General features: G+C 35.7%; 23 protein-coding genes and 1 other annotated feature. Of the genes, 14 read left to right on the forward strand and 9 right to left on the reverse strand.

Annotation, left to right across the window (positions count from 1 at the left end):
* Positions 1-89 precede the first annotated feature (89 nt).
* Together I6L50_RS12235 and I6L50_RS12240 are read left to right on the forward strand one after the other, a co-directional pair.
* Positions 90-881 (forward strand): DUF2268 domain-containing putative Zn-dependent protease, encoded by a 792-nt coding sequence (locus I6L50_RS12235; RefSeq protein ID WP_113937674.1) that lies wholly within the window; start codon positions 90-92, stop codon positions 879-881.
* A gap of 141 nt (positions 882-1,022) precedes the next feature.
* Positions 1,023-1,769, forward strand: coding sequence for a YjbA family protein (locus tag I6L50_RS12240; RefSeq protein ID WP_002030367.1), 747 nt, complete (start codon positions 1,023-1,025; stop codon positions 1,767-1,769).
* A gap of 142 nt (positions 1,770-1,911) precedes the next feature.
* On the opposite strand, the gene trpS is transcribed toward I6L50_RS12240, so the two are convergent.
* Complete coding sequence (gene trpS / locus I6L50_RS12245) at positions 1,912-2,901, reverse strand: tryptophan--tRNA ligase (RefSeq protein ID WP_000110999.1); 990 nt, start codon at positions 2,899-2,901, stop codon at positions 1,912-1,914.
* 74 nt (positions 2,902-2,975) lie between these two features.
* Positions 2,976-3,192: a binding site (T-box leader), on the reverse strand.
* Positions 3,193-3,297: 105 nt separating this feature from the next.
* Positions 3,298-3,678, reverse strand: coding sequence for a DUF3899 domain-containing protein (locus I6L50_RS12250; protein ID WP_002125921.1), 381 nt, complete (start codon positions 3,676-3,678; stop codon positions 3,298-3,300).
* A 319-nt stretch (positions 3,679-3,997) separates the two neighbouring features.
* Between I6L50_RS12250 and I6L50_RS12255 the strand changes: the two genes are divergently transcribed.
* From I6L50_RS12255 to I6L50_RS12275, 5 genes are all read left to right on the forward strand, one after another.
* Entirely contained in the window at positions 3,998-5,653 is a 1,656-nt protein-coding gene (locus tag I6L50_RS12255) for a peptide ABC transporter substrate-binding protein (protein WP_219301712.1), read from the forward strand.
* Between the two features lie 126 nt (positions 5,654-5,779).
* The gene (gene opp3b / locus I6L50_RS12260) at positions 5,780-6,709 is read left to right on the forward strand and encodes an oligopeptide ABC transporter permease (RefSeq protein WP_000534164.1); all 930 of its coding nucleotides are present in this window, start codon (positions 5,780-5,782) and stop codon (positions 6,707-6,709) included.
* On the forward strand, positions 6,706-7,722 hold the full coding sequence (gene opp3C, locus I6L50_RS12265; RefSeq protein ID WP_113937676.1) for an oligopeptide ABC transporter permease: 1,017 nt from the start codon (positions 6,706-6,708) through the stop codon (positions 7,720-7,722). The genes opp3b and opp3C overlap by 4 nt, the downstream gene beginning before the upstream one ends.
* 20 nt (positions 7,723-7,742) lie before the next feature.
* Positions 7,743-8,786, forward strand: coding sequence for an ABC transporter ATP-binding protein (locus I6L50_RS12270; protein ID WP_113937677.1), 1,044 nt, complete (start codon positions 7,743-7,745; stop codon positions 8,784-8,786).
* Complete coding sequence (locus I6L50_RS12275) at positions 8,779-9,714, forward strand: ABC transporter ATP-binding protein (RefSeq protein ID WP_113937678.1); 936 nt, start codon at positions 8,779-8,781, stop codon at positions 9,712-9,714. The genes I6L50_RS12270 and I6L50_RS12275 overlap by 8 nt, the downstream gene beginning before the upstream one ends.
* Before the next feature lie 190 nt (positions 9,715-9,904).
* On the opposite strand, the gene I6L50_RS12280 is transcribed toward I6L50_RS12275, so the two are convergent.
* A complete protein-coding gene (locus I6L50_RS12280) occupies positions 9,905-11,350 on the reverse strand; it encodes an MATE family efflux transporter (RefSeq protein ID WP_219301713.1) in 1,446 nt (481 codons plus the stop codon).
* A 353-nt stretch (positions 11,351-11,703) separates the two neighbouring features.
* Here I6L50_RS12280 and I6L50_RS12285 point away from each other — a divergent pair, with 353 nt between their 5' ends.
* Positions 11,704-13,350 (forward strand): peptide ABC transporter substrate-binding protein, encoded by a 1,647-nt coding sequence (locus tag I6L50_RS12285; protein ID WP_113937680.1) that lies wholly within the window; start codon positions 11,704-11,706, stop codon positions 13,348-13,350.
* A 28-nt stretch (positions 13,351-13,378) separates the two neighbouring features.
* Here the strand turns inward: I6L50_RS12285 and I6L50_RS12290 are convergent, their stop codons facing one another.
* Positions 13,379-13,582 carry a hypothetical protein gene (locus I6L50_RS12290; RefSeq protein WP_000559981.1) on the reverse strand — a complete coding sequence of 68 codons (204 nt, stop codon included), beginning with the start codon at positions 13,580-13,582 and terminating at the stop codon, positions 13,379-13,381.
* 579 nt (positions 13,583-14,161) lie between these two features.
* On the opposite strand from I6L50_RS12290, the gene spx reads away from it, so the two are divergent.
* The gene (gene spx, locus I6L50_RS12295) at positions 14,162-14,557 is read left to right on the forward strand and encodes a transcriptional regulator Spx (RefSeq protein ID WP_002011348.1); all 396 of its coding nucleotides are present in this window, start codon (positions 14,162-14,164) and stop codon (positions 14,555-14,557) included.
* A gap of 50 nt (positions 14,558-14,607) precedes the next feature.
* On the opposite strand, the gene I6L50_RS12300 is transcribed toward spx, so the two are convergent.
* On the reverse strand, positions 14,608-15,282 hold the full coding sequence (locus I6L50_RS12300; protein WP_219301714.1) for a TerC family protein: 675 nt from the start codon (positions 15,280-15,282) through the stop codon (positions 14,608-14,610).
* Positions 15,283-15,718: 436 nt separating this feature from the next.
* Between I6L50_RS12300 and mecA the strand changes: the two genes are divergently transcribed.
* From mecA to pepF, 4 genes are all read left to right on the forward strand, one after another.
* A complete protein-coding gene (gene mecA / locus I6L50_RS12305) occupies positions 15,719-16,402 on the forward strand; it encodes an adaptor protein MecA (RefSeq protein WP_002149820.1) in 684 nt (227 codons plus the stop codon).
* 71 nt (positions 16,403-16,473) lie between these two features.
* Positions 16,474-18,018 (forward strand): cardiolipin synthase, encoded by a 1,545-nt coding sequence (locus I6L50_RS12310; RefSeq protein WP_113937681.1) that lies wholly within the window; start codon positions 16,474-16,476, stop codon positions 18,016-18,018.
* Between the two features lie 90 nt (positions 18,019-18,108).
* Positions 18,109-19,344, forward strand: coding sequence for a competence protein CoiA (locus I6L50_RS12315; protein ID WP_219301715.1), 1,236 nt, complete (start codon positions 18,109-18,111; stop codon positions 19,342-19,344).
* A 50-nt stretch (positions 19,345-19,394) separates the two neighbouring features.
* Positions 19,395-21,221 (forward strand): oligoendopeptidase F, encoded by a 1,827-nt coding sequence (gene pepF, locus I6L50_RS12320; protein WP_219301716.1) that lies wholly within the window; start codon positions 19,395-19,397, stop codon positions 21,219-21,221.
* Between the two features lie 146 nt (positions 21,222-21,367).
* Here pepF and I6L50_RS12325 read toward each other — a convergent pair whose 3' ends face one another.
* The 4 genes from I6L50_RS12325 to I6L50_RS12340 form a co-directional block, all read right to left on the reverse strand.
* Positions 21,368-21,541, reverse strand: coding sequence for a hypothetical protein (locus tag I6L50_RS12325; protein WP_002086970.1), 174 nt, complete (start codon positions 21,539-21,541; stop codon positions 21,368-21,370).
* Between the two features lie 230 nt (positions 21,542-21,771).
* Positions 21,772-22,665, reverse strand: coding sequence for a ClpXP adapter SpxH family protein (locus I6L50_RS12330; protein ID WP_113937683.1), 894 nt, complete (start codon positions 22,663-22,665; stop codon positions 21,772-21,774).
* Positions 22,665-23,063, reverse strand: coding sequence for a globin domain-containing protein (locus I6L50_RS12335; protein ID WP_000043388.1), 399 nt, complete (start codon positions 23,061-23,063; stop codon positions 22,665-22,667). The genes I6L50_RS12330 and I6L50_RS12335 overlap by 1 nt, the downstream gene beginning before the upstream one ends.
* A gap of 185 nt (positions 23,064-23,248) precedes the next feature.
* Positions 23,249-23,827: a CYTH domain-containing protein gene (locus tag I6L50_RS12340; protein WP_219301717.1), complete on the reverse strand. Its 579-nt coding sequence runs from the start codon at positions 23,825-23,827 to the stop codon at positions 23,249-23,251.
* Positions 23,828-23,971: 144 nt separating this feature from the next.
* On the opposite strand from I6L50_RS12340, the gene I6L50_RS12345 reads away from it, so the two are divergent.
* Positions 23,972-24,343 (forward strand): UPF0738 family protein, encoded by a 372-nt coding sequence (locus tag I6L50_RS12345; RefSeq protein ID WP_002149812.1) that lies wholly within the window; start codon positions 23,972-23,974, stop codon positions 24,341-24,343.
* Positions 24,344-24,358 lie beyond the last annotated feature (15 nt).

Here is a 24,358-nt window from a genome sequence, read left to right on the forward strand (position 1 = left end):
AAAGTACTACGAAAAGACACCTTATTTATTTTTTATCACCTTTACGTTCCATTCTTTTTTGCATATACATAAGAAAAGGAGGGATGAAGGTGGGGGTTATTGAAACGGCAGAATGGTTACATCTGTATTATGGACGTCCAGAGAAGCTTTGTGAGAAATTTACAAAGTATATTCCATTGCCAAAAGAGAGACTGTATCGCTTTTTAATCTCTAAAGGTATGTATCGACCAGTAATGCGGGGGGAGCAGGAAATTAAAGAGTTAGAGAAGAAAGAAATTTGGAAAGAACTTAGCATGGAGTATGAAAAATTGAAAGGTTGGCTAAAAGGTCCAGATGTCCCTATCTTTATTTTATTATCGGATTCATACAATCGAACTGTACAAGAGGAATATAACGGGAAGGCTGGCTTATCTATGCGTCACGTTATTTTCTTATTCGTATGTGGACGTAATTCAGTAGAGGAACTAAAAGCTTTATTAACGCATGAATACCATCATATATGTAGGCTACATCAAATTGAGACGAAAGAAACAGAGTATACATTACTTGATACGATGATTATGGAAGGGTTAGCTGAGCAAGCTGTGTATGAAAGGTATACAGAAAAAAGATGTGCACCGTGGACTACTTACATTTCAAAAGAAGATGCTATTTATTATTGGAGGAATTCAATACAAGAACGAATAGGCGTAAAGAGAGGTACGAGGGAGCATGATGTTTTATTAAATGGACTGCACTCGTATCCGAAAATGCTTGGCTATGCACTTGGATTTCATATTGTGAAAGATTGTGTAGCATTTGAAGGAGAAAATACACTTTCTTTATTATCTATAGATGCGAAAGAAATATTGAATAAAGCAAATACATTTCATGTTTCATGAAAAACAGGGGAGCTATCTCCTGTTTTTTTAATATTATAGAAGAAAAAATAATAATTAGAATATATTTCCTCAAGTGGAATAAAGTTAAGCAAAACTGAACATAATGATTGGTACAAACAGTAGTGAAGTGAGGGGTAGTGAATGTTATATCTACATGATGTATGGGTAAATTGGTTTGAAGGTGAAGAGAATGGGTATAACGTTTGTCATTTTTACGAATGGCGGAAAGATGATACGATTGAGCTATTAGATCAAGTGCCATTATTAAAAGTAGATGCCACATTATATCATTACATCGAGAACGAATTATTAGAGCTTCCGCAAAAATTATTGGAAGACGTATATCATAAGGCTTATATTCGTAAAAATCACGAACGTTTGCAACAAGAATATTGTTTTGTAGTTACAGATGGAAAAGGAATTATTGCGATTGATTCAATCGGCTATAATGTGCCAATTAGAAAAAGTAGGCTTATACCGCGTCAAGAACAGATGGTATATGAGATGGTAGAGAATGTGCAAGCAGAAAAGTATGAGTTCCAAGTGGAAGAGATTGAAAAAGAACATCATATTTTATCGCCGTCGCCTTTCATTATGAACGGCCTAACTCGTAAAGAAAGACAGTTAAAACAATTATTATTTATGGCATTAGATCAATTACATACAACGAAAAATCCAGCTGAAATTCGCTATTGGTTCACAGAGTGGGATCCATCAGCGTACGGAATGGTCCAACATATGGAGTTTGAAGATGTTTGGGCTAAACTTTATGATGAAGCGAAAACTGGATGGTCTGAGAAGCACGAGCAATTATGTGAGCGCCTTGTAAAAGGACAGCCGTTTTTTGAAAAGTTATGGGAAATGGAAAATGAGCAGAAGGTAAATTAAAAAAACCGCCAATTGGCGGTTTTTTTTATGGAGGTGACAAGAATGTTCGGTGGCTTCGCGCCTTCCTGCGAGGCAAAACCCGCCTCTACGTCAGGAGCTCCATCCCCCTCACATTCTAAGCGAGCCGCTTCCGCTTTTTGTGTTACCTACGTTTTCTACTTAATCCCATTGCGTTTTCTACTTTGCGTAGTTGTTTGAATGCAACGCGGTTTGCTTTTTCTGCACCTTTGTCTAGAATTTCGTCTAGTTCTGGTGAGTTGATTAGTTCGTTATATTTGTCTTGGATTGGACGAATTGCTTCTACGACTACTTGTGCTAGGTCGCCTTTGAAGTCTCCGTATCCTTTTCCTTCGTACATTGCTTCTATTTCTTCAACTGTTTTTCCAGAGAATGAAGAGTAGATTGTTAATAAGTTAGAGATTCCAGGTTTGTTTTCTTTATCAAATTTCACGATACCTTCAGAATCAGTTACAGCACTTTTAATTTTCTTTTCAATTGTTTTTGGTTCATCAAGCATACTGATCATTGCTTTTGGATTCGGATCAGATTTACTCATTTTTTTCGTAGGTTCTGTTAATGACATAACGCGAGCTCCTACTTTTGGAATACGAATTTCAGGAACAGTGAACACTTCACGGAAGCGTTTATTGAAACGCTCTGCTAGGTCGCGTGTTAATTCCATATGTTGTTTTTGATCATCACCAACAGGTACGATTTCAGTGTTGTAAAGTAAAATATCAGCAGCCATTAATGGTGGATACGTTAGTAATCCAGCTGGAACTGAATCTCTACCAGAAGATTTATCTTTATATTGCGTCATACGCTCTAATTCTCCAACGTAAGCAACTGATTGCATAATCCATCCTAGTTGAGCGTGTGCTGGTACTTCTGATTGTACAAATAAAGTAGCTTTTTCAGGATCGATGCCGCATGCTACATAAAGTGCAGCAAGACTGCGAATGTTTTTACGAAGTTGTACGGGATCTTGAGGTACTGTAATCGCATGTTGGTTTACAATACAGAAATAACAGTCGTGTTCATTTTGAAGCTCTGTAAATTGCTTCATAGCTCCTAAATAGTTTCCAAGTGTAATCGTTCCACTCGGCTGAATACCAGAAAAGATAACTGACATAAGTAATTCCTCCTAAATTTGAATGCGTGATGGGGAAGAGAAGGCATACAAAAAAGCCCATTCATCCCAAAAACTATAGGGACGAATGGACCGCGGTACCACCCTAATTATTTCACTACTGTGAAATCTCTCTAATCCATAATAACGTTTGGATATAACGCCAAAGCCTACTACTTTCGGTTCGGTTTGGTGCTCAAAAGCCCATTCCATACTGCGCAATTACTTGTTCACACCAGCCACAAGCTCTCTGAAATTGCCTCAATATGTACTCTTCTTTATCATCGCATACATATAAAATTATTTATTGTTACTTAAGCTCTTTTAATATGAAAGAACTAAAGTTTTATAACAAAATGTTTTGCTGATTATTATATCATATGGAATAGTGTTTGCAAACTACATCAAAATAGTAAAGCTAATGAGGATCGAGAACAACCCAAGTACGATACCGGTAATACAAATCGGATACGTCCATTTGAATGAATATGTTTTATAAATACGTTCTTTCTTATCGATAGGTTCCTCTGCTTCTTCAATTAAAGAGTCAATTTTTTTATTCGTACCAAATACTCTTTGGAATGCGTAAATTGTTACGTTAAAAAATCCGTTTTGAAATATGAATAAAAAACCACCTATAAGAATAAAAAACAATGCAATATAGAATGAGATGTTGACAAAATTCAACAAAAAATGAGATGAAACGAGGAATGCGCCCACACTAGAAGCGATTATCGCAACCAAAAATAGTATACAAGTATGAAAAAAAACTTTATTCAAAATATTCCCCTCCGTCAAAATATTACTAGAATTATTATACTATAAAAGTTATAATAAGTAATATAAATAATTTTTTGAAAATTATACGCAATTGAGGTTCTAATTTCAAGATGATGGTAGCAATGTTAACGTATCCCTTTACAAAAAATTAAAAATATAAACATTTTATTAAAAATTTTAACAAAAAAACAAAAAACTATATTCACAATCGTCATATTATATGTATAATGAAAATTGTAGAAACTTGGAGATTATTCTTTCAATTCTATTTTTCTACAAGTGAGGGTACAGTAAGTGCAATTAGGGGAGGCAACACAACATGAAGAAAAAGATACCGTTATTACTTGCATCAACTTTAACTGCAAGTATGTTGCTTGGCGCGTGTAGCTACCAGAAAGAGGACGCTAAAGCAAAAGGAAAAGAAAACACTACTAGTAGTAGTAACGGAAAACAGATTCTTAATTTAACAGAGTTATCTGAAATTCCGTCAATGGATGCATCGTTAGCATCAGATTCTGCATCTTCAACAGCATTAAATAATACGATGGAAGGTTTATATCGTACTGGCAAAGATCAAAAGAGAATGCCTGGGATTGCTGAAGATGTCCAAAAGCTAGATGATGGGAAGAAATACATATTTAAATTAAGAAAAGATGCGAAATGGTCGAATGGGGAACCTGTAACAGCGAAAGACTTTGTGTATTCATGGAAAAGAGCAGTAAATCCAGATACAAAAGCGACGTATTCATACATTATGTTCGATATTAAAAATGCAGAAAAAATTCATAAAAAAGAATTACCTGCTGACCAATTAGGTGTAAAAGCGATTGATGATTATACATTAGAAGTGGAATTAGACAATCCCGTTCCTTACTTTATTGATTTAACGGTTTATCCGGTGTTTTACCCACTAAATGAAAACTTTGTGAAATCACAAGGTGATAAGTTTGGTTTAGAGGCAAATACAACATTATATAACGGGCCATTCGTTATGAGTGATTGGAAACATGAACAAAGCTTCCAATTTAAGAAGAACCCATCATATTGGGATAACAAGACGGTTAAAATCGAAGAAATAAATTTTAATATTGTGAAAAATACATCAACTGATGTAAATTTATATGAGACAAATTCGATTGATCGTGCGGCTCTAACATCGGAATTTGTTGATAAGTTTAGACAAACTCCAGAGTTCCAAACACGACAAGAAGCAGGAGTTGCCTACTTAAGATTTAATCAAAATAATAAGTATTTGAGTAATAAAAACTTAAGAAAAGCAATTTCAATGTCCTTTGACCGTGATAACATTGCAAAAGTTATTTTAAACAACGGCGCAATTGGTGCTTACGGATTTGTTGGAAAAGATTTCGCTGAAGGTCCGAATAAAAAAGACTTCCGTGCTGAAAATGGAAAGCTAGTTGAAACGGATTCAAAAGAAGCGAAAAAACTTTGGGAAACAGCGAAGAAAGAGCTTGGCACTGATAAAATCGAATTAGAATTCTTAAGCTTCGATAATGAAGATGCGAAAAAAATTGGCGAATTCTTAAAAGGTGAGATGGAAAAGAACTTACCTGGTTTATCGATCAAAATTAAACAGCAGCCATTCGCACAAAAAAATAAGCTAGAAGACTCTCAGGAATATGATATGGCGTTTGGTATTTGGGGTCCAGACTTCCCAGATCCAGTCTCATATTTAGATATGTTTGTTACGAATGGTTCACAAAATAAAACAGGATATTCTAATCCGAAATATGATGAGCTAATTCTAAAAGCAAAAACAGATACAAAAGATTTACAAGCTCGCTGGAACAACCTTTTAGAGGTAGAGAAGATGTTAATTAAAGAGGATGCAGTTATTGCTCCGATCTTCCAAAAAGGTTCAGCATATGTGGTAAAAGGTGCCGTAAAAGATATTATCCCAATTAACTATGGTGGTAGATTAACTTACAAATGGGCATCTGTTGAACAAAAATAATCTTTTTTCCATCGTTTACAAGGGTATATGCCTATGATGGGCATATGCTCTTATTTTAAAAAAATAAAAGTAAGAATATTTTAAACTATCTTATTGCTTTTGAGAAAAACGGGGAGGTGCTTGACTATGGGACGTTATGTATTAAAACGTTTCGTGTACATGGCTTTGACATTATTTTTAATTACTACACTGACTTTCTTCTTGATGAAATTACTTCCGGGTTCTCCGCTGAAAAACCAGGAGAAGTTATCACCGGCACAAAAAGAAATCATTCTTGAAAAATATGGTTTAAATGATCCGGTACCAGTTCAATATGCACGTTACTTAGGTAACTTAGCAAAAGGTGATTTAGGGGTATCATTCCAATATGATAACCGTCCGGTAACAGATATGATTGTGGATCGTATTGGACCATCAGCACAACTTGGTTTACAAGCGATTATATTAGGAACATTTATCGGTTTAATTTTAGGAATCATTGCGGCACTTCGTAACAATACGTGGGTCGATTATGGGGCGACAATTATTTCCGTACTCGGGATGTCGGTACCATCATTCGTATTCGCCGCATTACTACAATATTTCGTAGGGGTAAAACTTGGTTGGTTCCCAGTAGCATTCTGGAAAGGACCGGAGTTTACTGTAATGCCTACAATTGCACTATCGATGGGAGTTATCGCAACAATCGCACGTTTCTCTCGTGCAGAATTAATTGAAGTTATGCAAGCTGACTACATTTTAACAGCGAAAGCAAAAGGGATTAGTCAAGGCGTTATCATTGTAAAACACGCACTTCGTAACGCGTTAATTCCAGTTGTAACAATTTTAGGGCCAATGGTTGCTGCATTAATTACAGGAACACTTGTTATTGAGCAAATTTATGCTGTACCAGGACTTGGGGAACAATTCGTTAAATCTATTACAGTAAATGACTATACAATTATTATGGGAACTACGATTTTCTATAGTGCAATCTTCATTTTAGTTATTTTCATTGTCGATATTTTATACGGAATTATTGATCCTCGTATTCGTTTAGCGGGAGGGAAAAAATGATGAAAGATGTACAAAAATTATCTCCAGATTTATTTCAACAAGCCAATCAAAATAATGTTGATAATGAAGTCATTGCCCGTCCAAGCTTAACGTTTTGGCAAGATGTAAGAAGACGATTGTTCCAACATAAAGGAGCAATGTTTGGTTTCATTTTATTAGCGCTTATTATATTACTAGCAATTTTTGGACCGATGATAAGTAAACACTCGTATAAAGAGCAAGACTTAGGTCGTGCGAAAATGCCACCGAAAATTCCAGTGATTGAAAATGTTCATTGGTTACCATTTGACGGTACAGATCAATATGGTGTTGACCAATATGAAAAACGTGATATTAAAGAGTACTTCTGGTTTGGTACAGATGATCTTGGCCGTGATTTATGGACAAGAACTTGGGAAGGTACGCGTGTATCATTATATATCGCTCTTTTAGCAGCAGCAATTGACTTAGTAATTGGGGTTGCATACGGAGGTATTTCAGCGTTCTACGGCGGCAGAGTAGATAATATTATGCAACGGATTATGGAGATTATTAACGGTATTCCATACTTAATCATCGTTATTTTAATGGTAATCATTATGGGGTCAGGTATTTGGTCGATCACACTCGCGATGGCGATTACAGGTTGGATAGGGATGTCGCGGATTGTTCGTGGACAAATCTTAAAGTTAAAAAACCAAGAGTATGTATTAGCGTCTCGTACATTAGGTGCAACAAATACACAATTAATTGTGAAACACTTAATTCCAAACGTTATGGGACCAATTATCGTAATGACAATGTTTACAATTCCATCAGCGGTGTTTGGTGAGGCATTCTTAAGCTTCATCGGTTTAGGCATTCAGCCACCATTCGCATCACTTGGTTCTCTTGTAAATGATGGATATAAATCAATTCAAACGTATCCACACATGATGTTCATCCCTGCGGTTGTCATCAGTATGTTAATTCTAGCATTCAACTTAATGGCAGATGGATTACGCGATGCGTTAGATCCAAAAATGCGTAAGTAAACGAGGAGGGAGAAGTAAAAATGAAAACATTGTTAGAGGTAAAAGATTTACAAGTCTCCTTTGATACACATGCAGGTGAAGTACAAGCAGTGCGCGGAGTTACTTTTGATTTGAAAAAAGGGGAAACATTAGCGATTGTAGGAGAGTCTGGTTCTGGGAAATCAGTTACTTCTAAAGCGCTAATGGGATTAATCCCGAATCCTCCAGGCCGTATTAAAAATGGAGAGATTGTATTTGACGGTCGTGATTTAACGAAACTAACAGAAAAAGAAATGCAGCAAGTACGCGGTAAAGACATTGCGATGATTTTCCAAGATCCAATGACATCATTAAACCCAACGATGACTATTGGTAATCAGATTATGGAAGGTCTTATTAAACACCAAGGGATGAGTAGAGCAGATGCACGTAAAGTTGCTTTAGAATTAATCGACCTTGTAGGTATTCCAAATCCAGAAGCGCGCTTAAAACAATATCCTCACCAATTCTCAGGTGGTATGAGACAACGTGTAGTTATTGCGATGGCGTTAGCTTGTAATCCGAAATTATTAATTGCCGATGAGCCGACAACAGCGCTAGACGTTACAATTCAAGCGCAAATTTTAGAACTTATGAAGGACATTCAGCAAAAAACAGAAGCAGCAATCATTTTCATTACGCATGACTTAGGTGTAGTGGCAAACGTTGCAGACCGAGTTGCGGTTATGTACGCTGGTAAAGTTGTTGAAATTGGAACGGTTGATGAAATTTTCTACAATCCAAAACATCCATACACATGGGGCTTAATCGCATCTATGCCAAGCTTAGATGGTTCAGAGGACGAGCTATATGCGATTCCAGGAACGCCTCCAGACTTATTAAAACCGCCAAAGGGTGATGCTTTTGCACCACGTAACCCGCAGGCGCTGAAAATTGATTTTGAAATGGAACCACCTTTATTTAAAGTAAGTGATACACATTATGCGGCAACTTGGTTACTTCATGAGCAAGCGCCAGAAGTAAAACCACCAGCAGTTGTTGAAAAACGTATTCTTCAAATGAAAGCAGGTGAACAACATGACTAAACAACGTGAGAAATTAATTGAAGTGAAAAATGTGAAACAACACTTTGATGTGAGTGGTGGTGTTGTTAAAGCAGTTAATGATATTTCATTTGATATTTACCGCGGTGAAACATTTGGACTTGTAGGAGAATCTGGTTGTGGTAAGTCAACAACTGGAAGAACGATCATTCGTTTATACGACGCAACTGCCGGTGAAGTGTTGTTCGATGGTGAAAATGTACATGGGAAAAAATCACGCGCAGAACTTAAGAAGTTCAACCGTAAAATGCAAATGATTTTCCAAGATCCATATGCATCATTAAATCCTCGTATGACAGTAGGGGATATTATCGCAGAAGGTATTGATATTCACGGACTAGCAAAAGGCAAAAAAGAGCGTATGGACCGTGTTCACGAGCTGTTAAATACAGTTGGTTTAAATAAAGAGCACGCGAACCGTTTCCCGCATGAATTCTCAGGCGGACAACGTCAACGTATCGGTATCGCTCGTGCGCTAGCTGTAGAACCTGAATTTATCATTGCTGATGAACCAATCTCAGCACTTGACGTATCGATTCAGGCGCAAGTTGTAAACTTACTGAAACAGTTACAAAGAGAAAAAGGTTTAACATACTTATTCATCGCCCATGATTTATCAATGGTAAAATACATTAGTGATCGCATTGGTGTAATGTACCGTGGTCAAATCGTTGAGTTGACAACAAGTGAAGAGTTATATGCGAATCCAATGCATCCATATACAAAATCACTATTATCTGCAATTCCGCTTCCAGATCCAGATTATGAGCGCAATCGTAAACGTATCGTATACGATCCAACTCAGCATGATTATGGTAGCGAAGTACCAACAATGCGTGAAATTCGCCCAGGACATTTCGTATTATGTTCTGAAGCGGAGTATAAGAAATATAAAGAGATTTATCAATAAAAAAGTAGAGCCATTCTTCTATTACAGAAGGATGGCTCTACTTTTTTATACTAATTAAACTTAATTTAGTATAAAGAGATTTTATCCAAGTTCTTTTTCTGTTTAAAGACAGCGAAGTAAGAGTTTCCGAGAATGAAGAAAAAGGCGACTGAAATCAGCCGCCTTTTTTTCATTTAGAAACACTTTTATTTTATTGCGCTTGAACAGAAGCACTATCTTCTTGTTCATCAGGTTTAACAAGTGCATAATTTTCCCACGATCTACTTCTCCATCGGAAGAACATAATAATTGCTCGTGTCCATTCGTCGATAGCAATCGCTAGCCAAATACCAACGAGCCCCATGTCTAAATGGAAGGCGAAAAAGTAGCCGAGTGGTAAGCTCATTAATACCATGGAGAATGCGCCGATTAAAACAGGATATTTTGCATCGCCAGCTGCACGAAGTGAATTAATGATGACGATGTTCATCGTCCGTCCTGTTTCAAGTAGTACACTTAGTAAAAGAACGCTTGCCCCTAGAGCGATAATATGAGGATTATCCGTAAATAGTCCCATTAATTGTGTGCGGAATGTAACAACGAGCATGACCATAAATAAAGTTACACCAATCGCCCATTGTACACTTTTCCATACGCGTGTGTAAGCTTCATCCTTTTCATTTCCGCCAACTAGGCGTCCAACGATAATAGCTGTTCCCATACCGATAGCAATGGCGAATAAATAAGTGAACATGGAAATGTTAGTAGCGTATTGTCTTGCAGCTAACGATTCCGTACCTAAGTATGTTGCGTAATATAAGAAGACAATTTGACAAGCTTGATACATGACTTGTTCGAATGCAGATGGAATGCCAATCTTCAAAATTTTGCCAACATATTCTTTTGATAAAGTGAAGTAATATTGTAATTTCACACGGTATTCCATAACGCGGTATAGTAACCAGAAGAAAATGATAAGTGCGATTAACCGGCTGACAGCGGAAGAAATCGCGGCCCCTTGCACACCAAGTTCAGGGAAACCGAATTTCCCGAAAATAAGTACGTAGTTTCCGGCGATATGAATAATATTCATTCCAAGCGAAACAAACATCGCTTGCTTTGTAAAGCCGTGAACGCGGATAATTGCGGCTAATGAGTTAATAATAGCTTGAAGGAAAATAGCTCCTCCGACGATGGATAGATAGCTTTGTGCATACGTTAGTACATCGCCTTGTAAATTCATTGCCATCATCATATGTTTTGAAAATAAAAGAAAACCAGCGCTTATAATGAGTCCGACCACTAAATTTAATGTGACGGCTAATGCTGATATTTTTGATGCTTCCATAAAGCGTTTAGAACCGAGGTATTGGGATACAACGATAGCTGCACCATTCCCGATGACTTCTAGTACTAAAATCGCGATATGAAGGTATTGATTTGCTGCACCAACCCCAGATACAGCATCGTCTGATAATGCACTTAACATGAAAGTATCAGCGATCCCCATCAGCATAAAAAGAAAAACTTCTAGAAAAATAGGCCATGTTAATAAGAATAAACTTAATTTCTCTGTTGGCCCGTTTTTTGAGCGAATTGCTGTCATGTCCGTCCCCTCTTTACCGATATCTATTTTTAGCAAAGTGTATCGTAACACACTTTCATATCCTTTGCACTTATTTTAGCCTACATATTTTCAATATGAATAAACCTTCATTTTATGACAAAAAAGGAGGAATAATTATGCGTAAGATATTATAGAATATAAAATTTGTTTTTCTCTGATAATTTAGAAAAGTGTAAAAATCATCATTTTTAACACTTTAGTTCAATAAAAACGCAGTATGAAACGTTTACAAATACACAAAGTGTTAACAGAAAATTTTAATAAAATAGAAATATAAATATACAAAGAATATATTTGTGTGTATAATATGAATTATTAGAACATATATATATTTCTTTCTGTTTGAAAATGAAAGGGCTAACATTTTTTTGGAGGGTGGAAGTATGAAAAAAAAGATACCAGTTTTTGTAGCATCAACAGTAGCAATGAGCATGATTTTAGGGGCATGTGGCTACCAAAAAGATGAACCGCAAGCGAACGCAAAAGGGGATAGCGGGAAAAGCGGTGCGAAGCAAGTTATTAACTTAATTGAAACACAAGAAATTCCAACGATGGACCCAGCGTTATCAGCTGATGCAGTTTCTTCAAAAGTAATGAACAATACGATGGAAGGCCTATACCGCCTTGGGAAAGACGATAAATTAGTTCCAGGTGTAGCGAAAGAATTCCAAAAGTCAGAAGACGGTAAAAAGTATACATTTAAATTACGTGAAGATGCAAAATGGTCAAATGGTGAACCTGTAACGGCGAAAGATTTCGTGTATGCATGGCAAAGAGCAATTAATCCAGATACAGCTGCGAAATCGGCGTACATTATGTACGATATAAAAAATGCTGAGAAAATTAATAAAAAAGAGATGAGTCCAGACCAATTAGGCGTGAAAGCGATTGATGATCATACATTAGAAGTAGAATTAGATAATTCTATCCCATATCTTATTGATTTAATGGTCTATCCGATCTTTTATCCTGTTAATGAAAAGTATGTGAAAGAGCAAGGGACGAAGTTTGGTTTAGAAGCAAATACAACACTTTACAACGGTCCATTTACATTAAGTGATTGGCAACATGAACGTAGTTTCAAAATGACAAAGAGCCCATCATATTGGGACAATAAAGAAGTGAAACTTGAGGAAGTAAACTTTAATATTGTAAAAGATACGTCTACGCCAATTAATTTATATGAAACAAACGCAGTCGATCGAGCGACGTTATTAGCAGAGTTCATCGATAAATATAAAGGAAAACCAGATTTCAAAACAGTAGAAGAGACATCTGTATTCTTCCTTCGTTTAAATCAAAAAGACCCATCTTTAGCAAATAAAAATATTCGTAAAGCAATTTCACTTGGCTTTGATCGTAAACCATTCGTTGATACATTATTAAATAACGGTTCTAGGCCAGCGACAGGATTAATTCCTGATAATTTCATTAAAGGTCCGGATAAAAAAGATTTCCGTGCTGAAAATGGAGATATTATAAAACCAAATGTAAAAGAAGCGAAAAAGTATTGGGAAGCTGGTAAAAAAGAGCTTGGTAAAAATGAAATTGAATTAGAGATGTTAAATGAAGACGTTGAATTATCGAAGAAAACTGGTGAATATTTAAAAGGTGAGTTAGAAAAGAATTTACCAGGATTAACAGTGAAAATTAAACAACAACCATTCGCGCAAAAACTAAAATTAGAAGATGCAGGCGATTATGTAATGTCATTCTCTGGATGGGGGGCAGACTTCCCAGATCCAGTTACATATCTTGATATGTTTGTAACTGACGGAGCGCAAAACAAAATGAAGTATTCTAATCCGAAGTACGATGAGATTATTATGAAAGCGAAAAAAGATGGAAGCGATGTAAATGCTCGCTGGAAAAACTTACTTGAAGCAGAAAAAATGCTACTTGATGACGCTGCGATTGTTCCGGTATATCAACGTGGTAGAGCATATTTACAAAGAGAAACAATTAAAGATATGTACAACCATAAATATGGCCCCGATGTAAGCTTTAAATGGGCATCAGTAGGAAAATAAGAAAAAAGCAGGTGATTACCTGCTTTTTTTAGTACGTACGTTTTTTATAAATGCCTTTTCCGCCAACTTGGTTCCAGCCTGATTGTACATCTAAACTTTTGTTAACAAACTTCATTTTTTCTTTCCCACCAAAGAGTTTTTCACCGATGCTATTTGTAATGACACCAATCAATGCTGTTATTCCGATGATGAGGGTAGCGACAATGATAAAATCAGTAAAAAAAGCGATCATATGCAAATTCCCCCTTTGTCTGTCTGTATTTTTATTGTATGAGATAAATGGTAAAAAAGAAAGAAATGTCAGAAAAATATTCGATTTACTTTAGAAAGCATATAGACATGAGCGGAGAGATTTGTTAAAATGAGAACAAATGTTCCTTTTGTTTCTAACCTTTAGAGTCTTACATTTCTCAATTGTTTTGTCGGGAAAAGGTAAGAAAACGCTCTCTTTTTAATGGGGAAGATTATGAAACTGTAATTGTATATCAAGTGAAGATTATTGTAGAAAGTAAGTATCAAAAGGGTTGAAGACCGTTGTTAAAGGACAGTTTTACTCAGTATAATCATGTTGCATAGCAGTGGAGTACACGGAGAAATTTTCTCAACTAGCAGTAAATTCACTGTATATTTCTTGCAAAAACTATTGTATAATGATTATAGAAGTTACTTATTAAAAGTAATTATTGTTGCTTACATGAATTGCGATTTTTTACTTTGCTATAAGACAAGTTATCGCGAAAAATTGCGGAAGTTAGAAATTTAAACTGTAATTAGTACAGAATTTGTACTCTTTAAGGAGAGTGAGCTTTGTATGGTAACATTATATAGTTCTCCAAGCTGTACGTCTTGTAGAAAGGCGAAATTATGGCTAGAGGAAAATCATATTCCTTATACAGAACGTAATATTTTCTCAGATCCATTAACGATTGATGAGATTAAAGAGATTTTACGTATGACAGAAAGCGGAACGGATGAGATTATTTCTACTCGTTCAAAAGTTTTCCAAGAATTGAATGTGAACTTAGAGTCTTTACCACTTCAAGATTTATATAAGATGATTCGTGACTATCCAGGTATTTTACGTCGTCCAATTATGATTGACGAAAAACGCCTTCAAGTAGGTTACAACGAAGATGAAATCCGTCGTTTCTTACCACGTACAGTAAGAACGTTCCAATTACGTGAAGCACAGCGTCTTGTAAATTAATTATAATAATATGAAAACCTTCTACCTATTATAGAGTAGAAGGTTTTTTTTTACTGTTTAACATTACGTAATCGCACTTGTTGAACGATAAAGCCTATGCATAAAATGGTGAAAATGAACAAATAAGGGATACTTGTGGCAAAACTAGGATTATGATGAAAAAACGTTGCAAGTCTGTCTTCATGTGTAATCATTTTTCCTGCTGTATAGGCGAGAACTGCTGCTCCGCAATAAATGAGAAATGGAAAGCGTTCCATGAGTATTAAAATAAGTTTGCTTCCCCAAATGATAATCGGGATAGAAATGAATAAACCGATAATTACGAGTGAAAGTCTTCCGTGAGCTGCTCCTGCAATGGCAATAACATTGTCAAACCCCATAACGAGATCCGCGAATACAATTGTACGCACAGCTTGGAATAAAGTCGTTTTTCCTTTGATAGAAGAAAGGTCGTTGTTATTATCAGTGAGTAAATTGACCGCAATTAATGTGAGTAAAATTCCGCCGGTGAGTTGTAAAAATGGGATATCAAGTAAATAGACAGCTAGTATCGTGAGGAGAATTCGTAGCACAATTGCTAACATAGTACCAATCAAAATGGCTCTATTTCGTTTTGCTTCAGGTAAATTTCGGCTAGCTAGTGCGATGACAATTGCGTTATCGCCACCTAGTACAACATCGATACCGACAATCATTAGTACAGATGTTAAAAACTCTAAGTCCATTCGTCTGCCTCCATTTATGATGTTTTAATAAGCGAAATATATGTATGTGGTGAAGAAAGTTTGTCTAGTTTTGATCCAGCGCGCCTGGGGAAAAAATAATCACCTCTAATAGAAGTTTCACTTTATTACAGTGTACGAGGGAATATGGGAATGTATGTCCAAATTTTTTGCGAGCAGTGAATTGGTATAATGGTATATTTATTCCGATTGGTGCGAGCTAATAATCAGTGGAGGATGAAAAAAATACTGATTATTGTTTCACTTTATGTAAAAAGTCGAATACAGATAGGTATATAACTATTTTTGTAAAATAAATCGATTTTATTTCCCTTCTGGAGAATCTTATCATAAAATGAGAGTACAAGAATCTATTGTTTTGTCATATGAGTGGGGAATCCCTTCATAACAATTCTAAGCAGGAAGGGAGCGTTGTATTTTGGATATTGAAAGAATTAATGACCATACGATGAAATTTTTTATTACGTACATTGATATAGAGGACAGAGGGTTTAATCGTGAAGAAATTTGGTATGATCGCGAACGAAGTGAAGAGCTCTTTTGGGAGATGATGGACGAAGCTCGTGATCATGATGATTTCTTTATCGATGGGCCGTTATGGATCCAAGTGCAAGCAGTCGATAAAGGGATTGAAGTACTTGTAACGAAAGCGGAGCTTTCAAAGGATGGACAAAAGCTGGAATTACCAATAGGTGTAGACAAAATTATAGACATTCCTCTAGATGAAGGCATCGAATCATTATTCCAGCAAGAATTAGTGGAAGAGGTAGAAGAACAAGTAGGAACAAACTTTAATGAAGATGGTACGTTTGGCTTTTTAATTAAGTTTAATGATTTTGAAGATGTTATTTCATTAAGTCATCGTCTTATCTTTGAAGATATAAAAGATGAATTACATTCATTTGAGGACCGCTATTATGTATATGTGGAATTCGATGAAGTGCTACATGATGAAGAAGAGATTGATCGTATTTTAAGTATTGTTTTAGAATATGGAGAAGAATCTACTTTAACGATTCACCGTGTAAGTGAGTATGGGAAACAGGTTGTGAAAGAGCGTGCGCTTGAGACAATTCGCAACAATTTCCCTCCTAAAACGTAGGCCGATTTCTATAGTATGAAATCGGCTTTTTTTATGAAGAATAGGAAGGCTTTCTTATTAGGGGGGAAGAGATGAAAAATACACTAAAACTACTTTTCTTTTTTCTACTACTGTTCGCATTATTTGTTTCATTACGCATGTTTATTGATGTAGCATTTTATTCGGATGTCATGGGGATAAAGGATGTTTCGATTTTAGGTATTATTAGTATTTTATTTACGGTTTCCGCATTTTTAATTGGATGTGTTATTTTCTTAGAAAATCGCCATCCGTCAAAAACACTTACGTGGTTAATCGTACTAGGTATTTTTCCAGTGTTCGGTTTCTTTGCTTATCTTTTATTTGGACAAAACTTTCGCAGAAAAAGAATGTTCCAAAAGAAGGCATTACTCGATGAACAGGCGTTTTTACAATATAAGGGACACGAAGATTACGAAGAACGGATTTTACGAAATCATAAGCATCAAGAATTGTTATTTCGTTTAGCAGATCGATTGGGTGCTTTAAATATTTCATTTCAAACTGAAACGAGGACATTAACAAATGGAGACGAAACGTTTCAGGCAATTTTAGATGGGTTAAATCGAGCGAAACACCACATTCATATGGAGTATTACATTGTACGTGATGACAAGCTCGGTACAGAAATTAAAGATATTTTAATAAAAAAATCAAAAGAAGGCGTTGTCGTTCGTTTTTTATACGACGCGGTTGGAAGCTTTAAATTATCAAATTCGTATATTGCAGAATTGAATGATGCAGGAGTAGAAATGATTCCATTTTTCCCTGTGCGCTTTCCAATTTTAAACGATAAAATTAATTATCGAAACCACCGAAAAATCGTTATTATAGATGGAAATGAGGGGTTTGTAGGTGGATTAAATATTGGTGATGAGTATTTAGGGAAGGATAAATATTTCGGTTTTTGGCGAGACACGCATTTATATTTACGCGGTGAAGCAGTTCAAAGTTTACAGCTAATTTTCCTTCAAGACTGGTTTTATATGACTGGTGAGGCGGTATTAGCACCTGAATATTTACAAGCGGAAGCAGTTGAGGGTGATCATTGGGGCGGAGTCCAACTTGTTGGAGGTGGACCGGATAATAAATGGGAAACAATTAAACATTTATATTTTGCAATGATTGCTTCAGCTAGGAAATCGATTTGGATTGCAACACCATACTTTATTCCAGATGATGATATTTTATCTGCATTAAAAGTAGCTGCACTTGCTGGTATCGATGTTCGTTTGTTAATGCCAAGTAAGCCAGATAAGCGGACTGTCTTTTATGCATCAAGATCGTACTTTCCGGAGTTATTAGATGCAGGAGTAAAAATATATGAATATGAAAAAGGGTTTCTTCATAGTAAAGTTGTCATCGTGGATTCTGATCTCGCATCAATTGGGACAGCTAATATGGATATGAGAAGTTTTCATTTAAACTTTGAAGTAAATGCCTTTTTATATGATACAGGTAGCATTAGAAAGCTCGTTCAAGATTTTAAAGACGATTTAGAAGAATCCAGTGAAATTCATGTTGACCGATTTCATAAGAGACGTCTTCATAGGCGGATTGTTGAATCGACGTACCGGTTATTATCACCTTTATTATAGAAAGAGATGTCCTAATTTAGGACATCTCTTTTTTTGAGAGGAATTTGTAGTAAATTGTAGAATACAAGAAGTTGAAAGGGTGTGATGGTGATGTTTATTGCAAGGAGAGAAAACGGAGAGAAAATTCATCTATTATATAACCGGGATGAAGAACGTTTACGCGAAATGCGTAAACGAGAAAAATTCTTTTGTACAGCTTGCGGAAAAGAAGTGCAAATGAAATTAGGAAAACAAAAGAGCTGGCATTTTGCTCATAAGAAAGTGGATTCATGTCTTACCTTTTATGAAGCAGAATCTATGTATCATATGCACGGTAAAGAATTGTTATATAGATGGTTGAAACGTCAAAATTTTCATGTGGATATAGAGCATTACCTTCCAAAAATCCAGCAAAGACCAGATGTTTTCGTAGAGAGAGCAGGTAGGGAAATTGCGATTGAATATCAATGCGCCAATCTCTCCATAGAACAGCTTTCTAAACGAACATACTCGTATTGGCAAGCTGGTATACAGGTCATCTGGATCATTGGTGGAAATCAATTAAAAAAGCAATCTGCATATTGGATGAAATTTTCCTCACTTCTGGCTTTCTCCTTACAATCTTATCCCCAGCCATTTCTTATTTTCTTCTGTCCGAAACAAAAATCATTTATGAAATGCGCCTTTATCACTCCGTTTTCTACAAACGTCTCTTTCTCACATACTATTTATTTACCAACTGATACGACTACTGTTGACATGCTCTTTTCCCCCGTTCCTTTCCAAAAAGAGGTATTAGGACAAGAATGGAAGAGAAAAAAGAACCATTTTCGGCAAAACGCTCTATCTATCTGGAATTATAATCATAAGTCACTACTCCGCCTCTTATATCAATATAAATGTACCCCAGCGAGTTTTCCTTCTGAAATCGGTGTTCCGCTCCCATCCGCGTTTGCTTTTCAAACAAATCCATTTATATGGCAAGCTTCTCTTTATATGAAGTGTATAGGTATGCTTAAGGTAGGAGAGTATATTTCTCTGCAATACGCATGTAACTATGTAGCAAAATATACGAAGAGGCGTCTACTTCCGTATTTTGCACAACATATATGGAAGGTAGCAGTTGCGGAGTATATGACATTTTTATGTTATGCAGGTGTATTAATAAAAATAGGTAGTAATAAGTATCGAAAAATAAGAGATGTTGTGTTGGTAAAAACAGAGGGAGAAATTATGAAATATGATGAAATTGGCTTAGCGCACGCACTATCTCTATTTGAGACAAAGTTCAACATGAGAGAAGAAAAAGGGGATATAATAAAGAATGAACGTGAAGGAATTACATAAGAAAAACAGAATTGTACTTAAGTAGAGATATTTAAAGGAGGGCTTACAGAATGTCTGAACAAAATACAGTAAAATCATTACCAGATCGCAATGAGATTGAAGAAGCAAGCACATGGCGATTAGAAGATATTTTCCAAACAGATGCAGAATGGGAAAAAGAATTCCAAGCTATTAAAGAGCTATTGCCAAAGTTAACTGAATTTAAAGGGAAGCTTGGCGACTCTGCAGACAATTTGCTTGAGGCATTGCAATATGAAGATGAAATTTCAATGCGATTAGGTAAGCTATATACATATGCACATATGCGTTACGATCAAGATACAACAAACTCTGTGTATCAAGCACTGAATGATCGCGCAACAAATTTATACTCACAAGTATCTAGTAGCACAGCGTATATCGTACCTGAAATTTTATCTATTTCAGAAGATACATTGCAAACATTCTTACAAGAAAATCGAGAACTAAGTGTATATGAGCATGCATTAGAAGAAATTACACGTCAACGCCCGCACGTATTATCTGAGGCAGAGGAAGCGTTATTAGCAGAAGCATCTGAAGTGATGAGTGCATCAAGTAATACATTCGGTATGTTGAATAATGCGGATTTGAAATTCCCATCTATTAAAGGTGAGGATGGAGAAGAGGTAGAAATAACACATGGCCGTTACATTCAGTTTTTAGAAAGTGATGATCGTCGTGTTCGCGAAGATGCATTCAAAGCTGTATTTGAAACGTATGGGAAATTTAAGAACACATTTGCAAGTACGTTAAGCGGGGCAGTGAAACGTAATAATTTCAATGCGCGCGTTCGTAAATACGATTCTGCACGTCAAGCTGCATTAAGTAATAATAATATTCCTGAGGCGGTGTATGATCAACTTATTGAATCGGTAAATGATAATTTACACTTACTACATCGATACATTGATATTCGTAAGCGTGCTCTAGGTCTTGATGAGCTTCATATGTACGATTTATATACACCACTTGTACAAGAAGTGAAAATGAATGTGAAGTATGAAGAAGCGCAAGAAATGTTATTGAAATCTTTAAATGTACTTGGTGATGAATATGTTGAAATTTTAAAAGAAGCATATGAAAATCGCTGGGTAGATGTATATGAGAATAAAGGAAAACGAAGTGGAGCATATTCATCTGGTGCATACGGAACAAACCCGTATATTTTAATGAACTGGCATGATAATGTAAATAATTTATATACACTTGCTCATGAGTTTGGTCATTCGGTGCATAGTTATTACACAAGAAAGACACAGCCACACGTATACGGTGATTATTCAATCTTCGTTGCAGAAGTGGCATCAACTTGTAATGAAGCACTTCTAAATGATTACTTATTGAAGACGACAGAAGATAAGAAAGAGCGTCTATATTTATTAAATCACTATTTAGAAGGATTCCGTGGTACTGTATTCCGTCAAACAATGTTTGCAGAGTTCGAGCATATCATTCATAAGAAAGTACAAGAAGGACATGCTGTTACGCCAGATATGTTAACGGAGATCTACTACGATTTAAATAAGAAATATTTCGGGGACGCTTTAGTAATCGATAAAGAAATCGGCTTAGAATGGTCTCGTATTCCGCACTTCTATTACAACTATTACGTATATCAATACGCAACAGGATTTAGTGCAGCGACAGCTTTGTCAAAACAAATTTTAGAAGAGGGACAACCAGCAGTAGAACGTTACATTAACGAATTCTTAAAAGCTGGAAGCTCTGATTACCCAATTGAAGTGTTGAAAAAAGCAGGAGTAGATATGGCATCACCAGAACCTGTAAAAGAAGCATTACAAGTATTTGAAGAGAAGTTAAATGAATTAGAAGCGCTATTGTTTGAAGAGAAGTAATGAGAAAAGACGAGGGATTTTATCCTCGTCTTTTTTGTTTGAAACATTTTCTCAAAAGTACATAATGTCGATATTTGTCGAATTATTAAGGTGATTTTCTTTACTTTTTCTATATTAGAAGGAATTTTCATGACTTATTTTTGTAGTTAAAATCCTTTAAATCGTTTTCTATAGTTGAAATAAGAGACAGCGATGACGATAACGCCGAATAAAAGAGGGAAGGCAATAATTTTAGGAAAAGCTTGTAGTAGAGAAAGGATGTACAAGAAAAAAGAAACAATGAAAGCTAGAAAAATTAGAGCGATATGAGACTTTTTCATTAATAAAACCTCCTAAATGTTCTTTTTTATAGCTTATTCAAAAATGAAAACGTTTAGAATGTGACAAAAATGTGAAATTCGACAAAAGGGGTTGTCATCTGACGTCGAATCTTGTAATATAATAAGCGTGAACGAATTCACATACAAACATATACCCCTTTGTTTGAACGTGAAAATTTCTCCCATCCCCTTTAATATTTTTATAAGCCGTAAAGAAAAAGACCTGGTGTTTACACCGGGTCTTTTTCTTTTGCTATCCATTTCCAATAACGCTCGCACTTCACTTCAATCATTTGTACTTTTCGTTTTAGTTGTAATTTCTTTAGTTCACGCTCTATTTCTTGTTGAGGGCAGTCATATATAAATGAGATTTCCTTTGAAGAAATAAATTGTGTTGCTTCTAGTAATACTTCTAAAGGAGGTAATGGTTCTGGCTCAATCTCGCACTTTATAAGTTCTTTTAATAACTGTACGTATACATCATAGGAATAAATTCCCGCGATTTTAATACCTTCCTCATCTGAATTTGCATGAAAAAATAGGAGGGAAGGTATTTCTGTAATATGCATCTCATTTGTGAATTTTAGGTCGCATTGGAAAGCTTTTTTTGCGCTAACTGAGTGTAGGTCTTTTTTAAATTCCTCTACATCAATGCCACTATCTTTAGCGCATGTAAGCAATAATTCACAGTCAGGGTTTGATACATTTTCAAGAAGAATGTATTCTTGGAGTTTTCGCAAAAATTTCGAACCTGCTTTTCGGCCTTGCAATTCCGCCGCCTTAATTGCCATCGAAACTAAATATGGTGTTGACGATGCCTCTTGCATATGTACTTTTCCATCACATGAAAAACCTTGTAAACTTGTTGTTTTTTCCCACACAAATCGAATATTAGCAGGTTTATTCCATTTGTGTGAGGAAGCGTTTGCTCCGTCCACTTTTCCTGTTACGATATGACGAATAGAGAAGTATTTCCCATACTCAAGCCATAGTTTAATAATAAATGGCTCGATATCCCAGCAATCTTTACAAAGTGGATCAATAAATAAATATGCTTCTACAGATTTATGCTCGCATGTGGAAGGAGAAGGCATATTTATATGCTTTGCTTCCTGCTTATCCATTACACTTCACCTGTTTCATTTGGAGTATTGACCATATGTTGAGCAGTTAATGCTAAACGTTCAAAAACAAACTCTCTTATATGACCGTGCACTCCTGTATCATCCATTGCTTGCTCCATACATGACAGCCAAGCTTCTGCGCGTTTTGGAGTAATCTCAAACGGAAGATGGCGTGCTCTTAGCATAGGATGCCCATGTTCTTCAGTGTATAAATTAGGACCACCTAAATATTGCGTTAAAAATTGTTTCTGCTTCCTAGCAGTTTCTGTTAAATCATCCGGGAAGATCGGAGATAAGTCAGGGTGTTCACTGACATAGGAATAAAATGTATCCACTAATGTTGCAATGCATTGTTCACCGCCAATTGCTTCAAATGGTGTCATCGGTTGCTTGCTCATCCTTTATAAACTCCTTTTTCCATGAAATGTATATCTATTGTAGCAATGGAATGTTATGAAGAGCAACTAAACAGCCTTCATAACATTCTTTGCTTATTCTATATGTTGCTAATAAATCTTTTGCTTTTCAAAAAGGTGAAATGTAGCCGTAAGTACAGCTCTTCTTCACTGATGGAAATTTTACTTTAGCGCTCTTCGTTTTGTTTGGCAAGGAAAAAGCGTTTTACTTTGTTGTTTGTATGACGAATTGGTACGTTATGTTGCTTTAATAACCTTATAAATGCTGCTTTACCGGTCTTTTCATCTTGCACTTCGTATTCAATTTCATAATCATCGTGATTGTAATAGAAACTATGATCAAAGACAAGCGTTCCGCCTTCAAATAATATTTCAGCTCTTTCTGTTGTTAAACTACCCATATAAGTTAAAGAGGAAACGGGAATTTGTAATTTGTGTAGCTGATCCATTACAGTTCCTTGAATGATTGTGTTTGTTTCCATCATAAGTTGTGCTTCTTTTTCTGTTACAGACTGATGAGTTTCTAATAAACCAATTTCAGCAGGTTGTTTTAATGTTAATGTATAAGTTCCATCTTTATGACGAATACGAAGTGCAGAGCCCGTATCTTTTAAAGAGAAGTGAGGCGTTTCAAAGTAGTGATTTACTTGTTTTGTAAATGCTTCAATAGAAAAAGATTTGCATAATGTTTGGAATTCTTCCTCTGTAACCATATTTTTAAATTCAATTTCAATTTCTTGTGTCATTGTATGCGCTCCTTTTGAAAAATAATTCTTTCCACATTATCGCTTTTTCGCAAATTTGGTTCAATGTTTTATTTGTTTGCGTCCATGTTATGATACAATAATACTGTTAAGTAAGACAGGAAGTTGAGATGGAGGAGTTCGAGTATGCAAAATAAAATTCAAGTTAAGAGCGTAGAAATGAGAGAGAATGCGCTTATTTTTTGTGCGGAAAATACTGAAATAGAGGTAAAGGAGTTAAGTGCGCGTAATCACGTACTTGTAGACTCAGACAATTTATCATTTTTATATATCTTAGAAAATGAATCATCTTTCATTTATGTAAGTATTCCGCATACATGCTGGGAAGCAATGCATGAAGCGATGAATAAAGATACAGCGATGTTTATTCGCGTGAATGATGTTGAAATAGAATTAGAAGGATTAAAAGAAGAAGTAGAATATTTAGTTGAAAATATTGAAGGTAATGCAAATTACGGAGAAGAACTAGTAACTGCTGTAGAAAAAGTGTTTCTATAAGCAAATGGATTGATT

This window comes from Bacillus sp. FDAARGOS_1420 (genome assembly GCF_019344915.1).
GTDB classification, from domain to species: Bacteria; Bacillota; Bacilli; order Bacillales; family Bacillaceae_G; genus Bacillus_A; species Bacillus_A mycoides.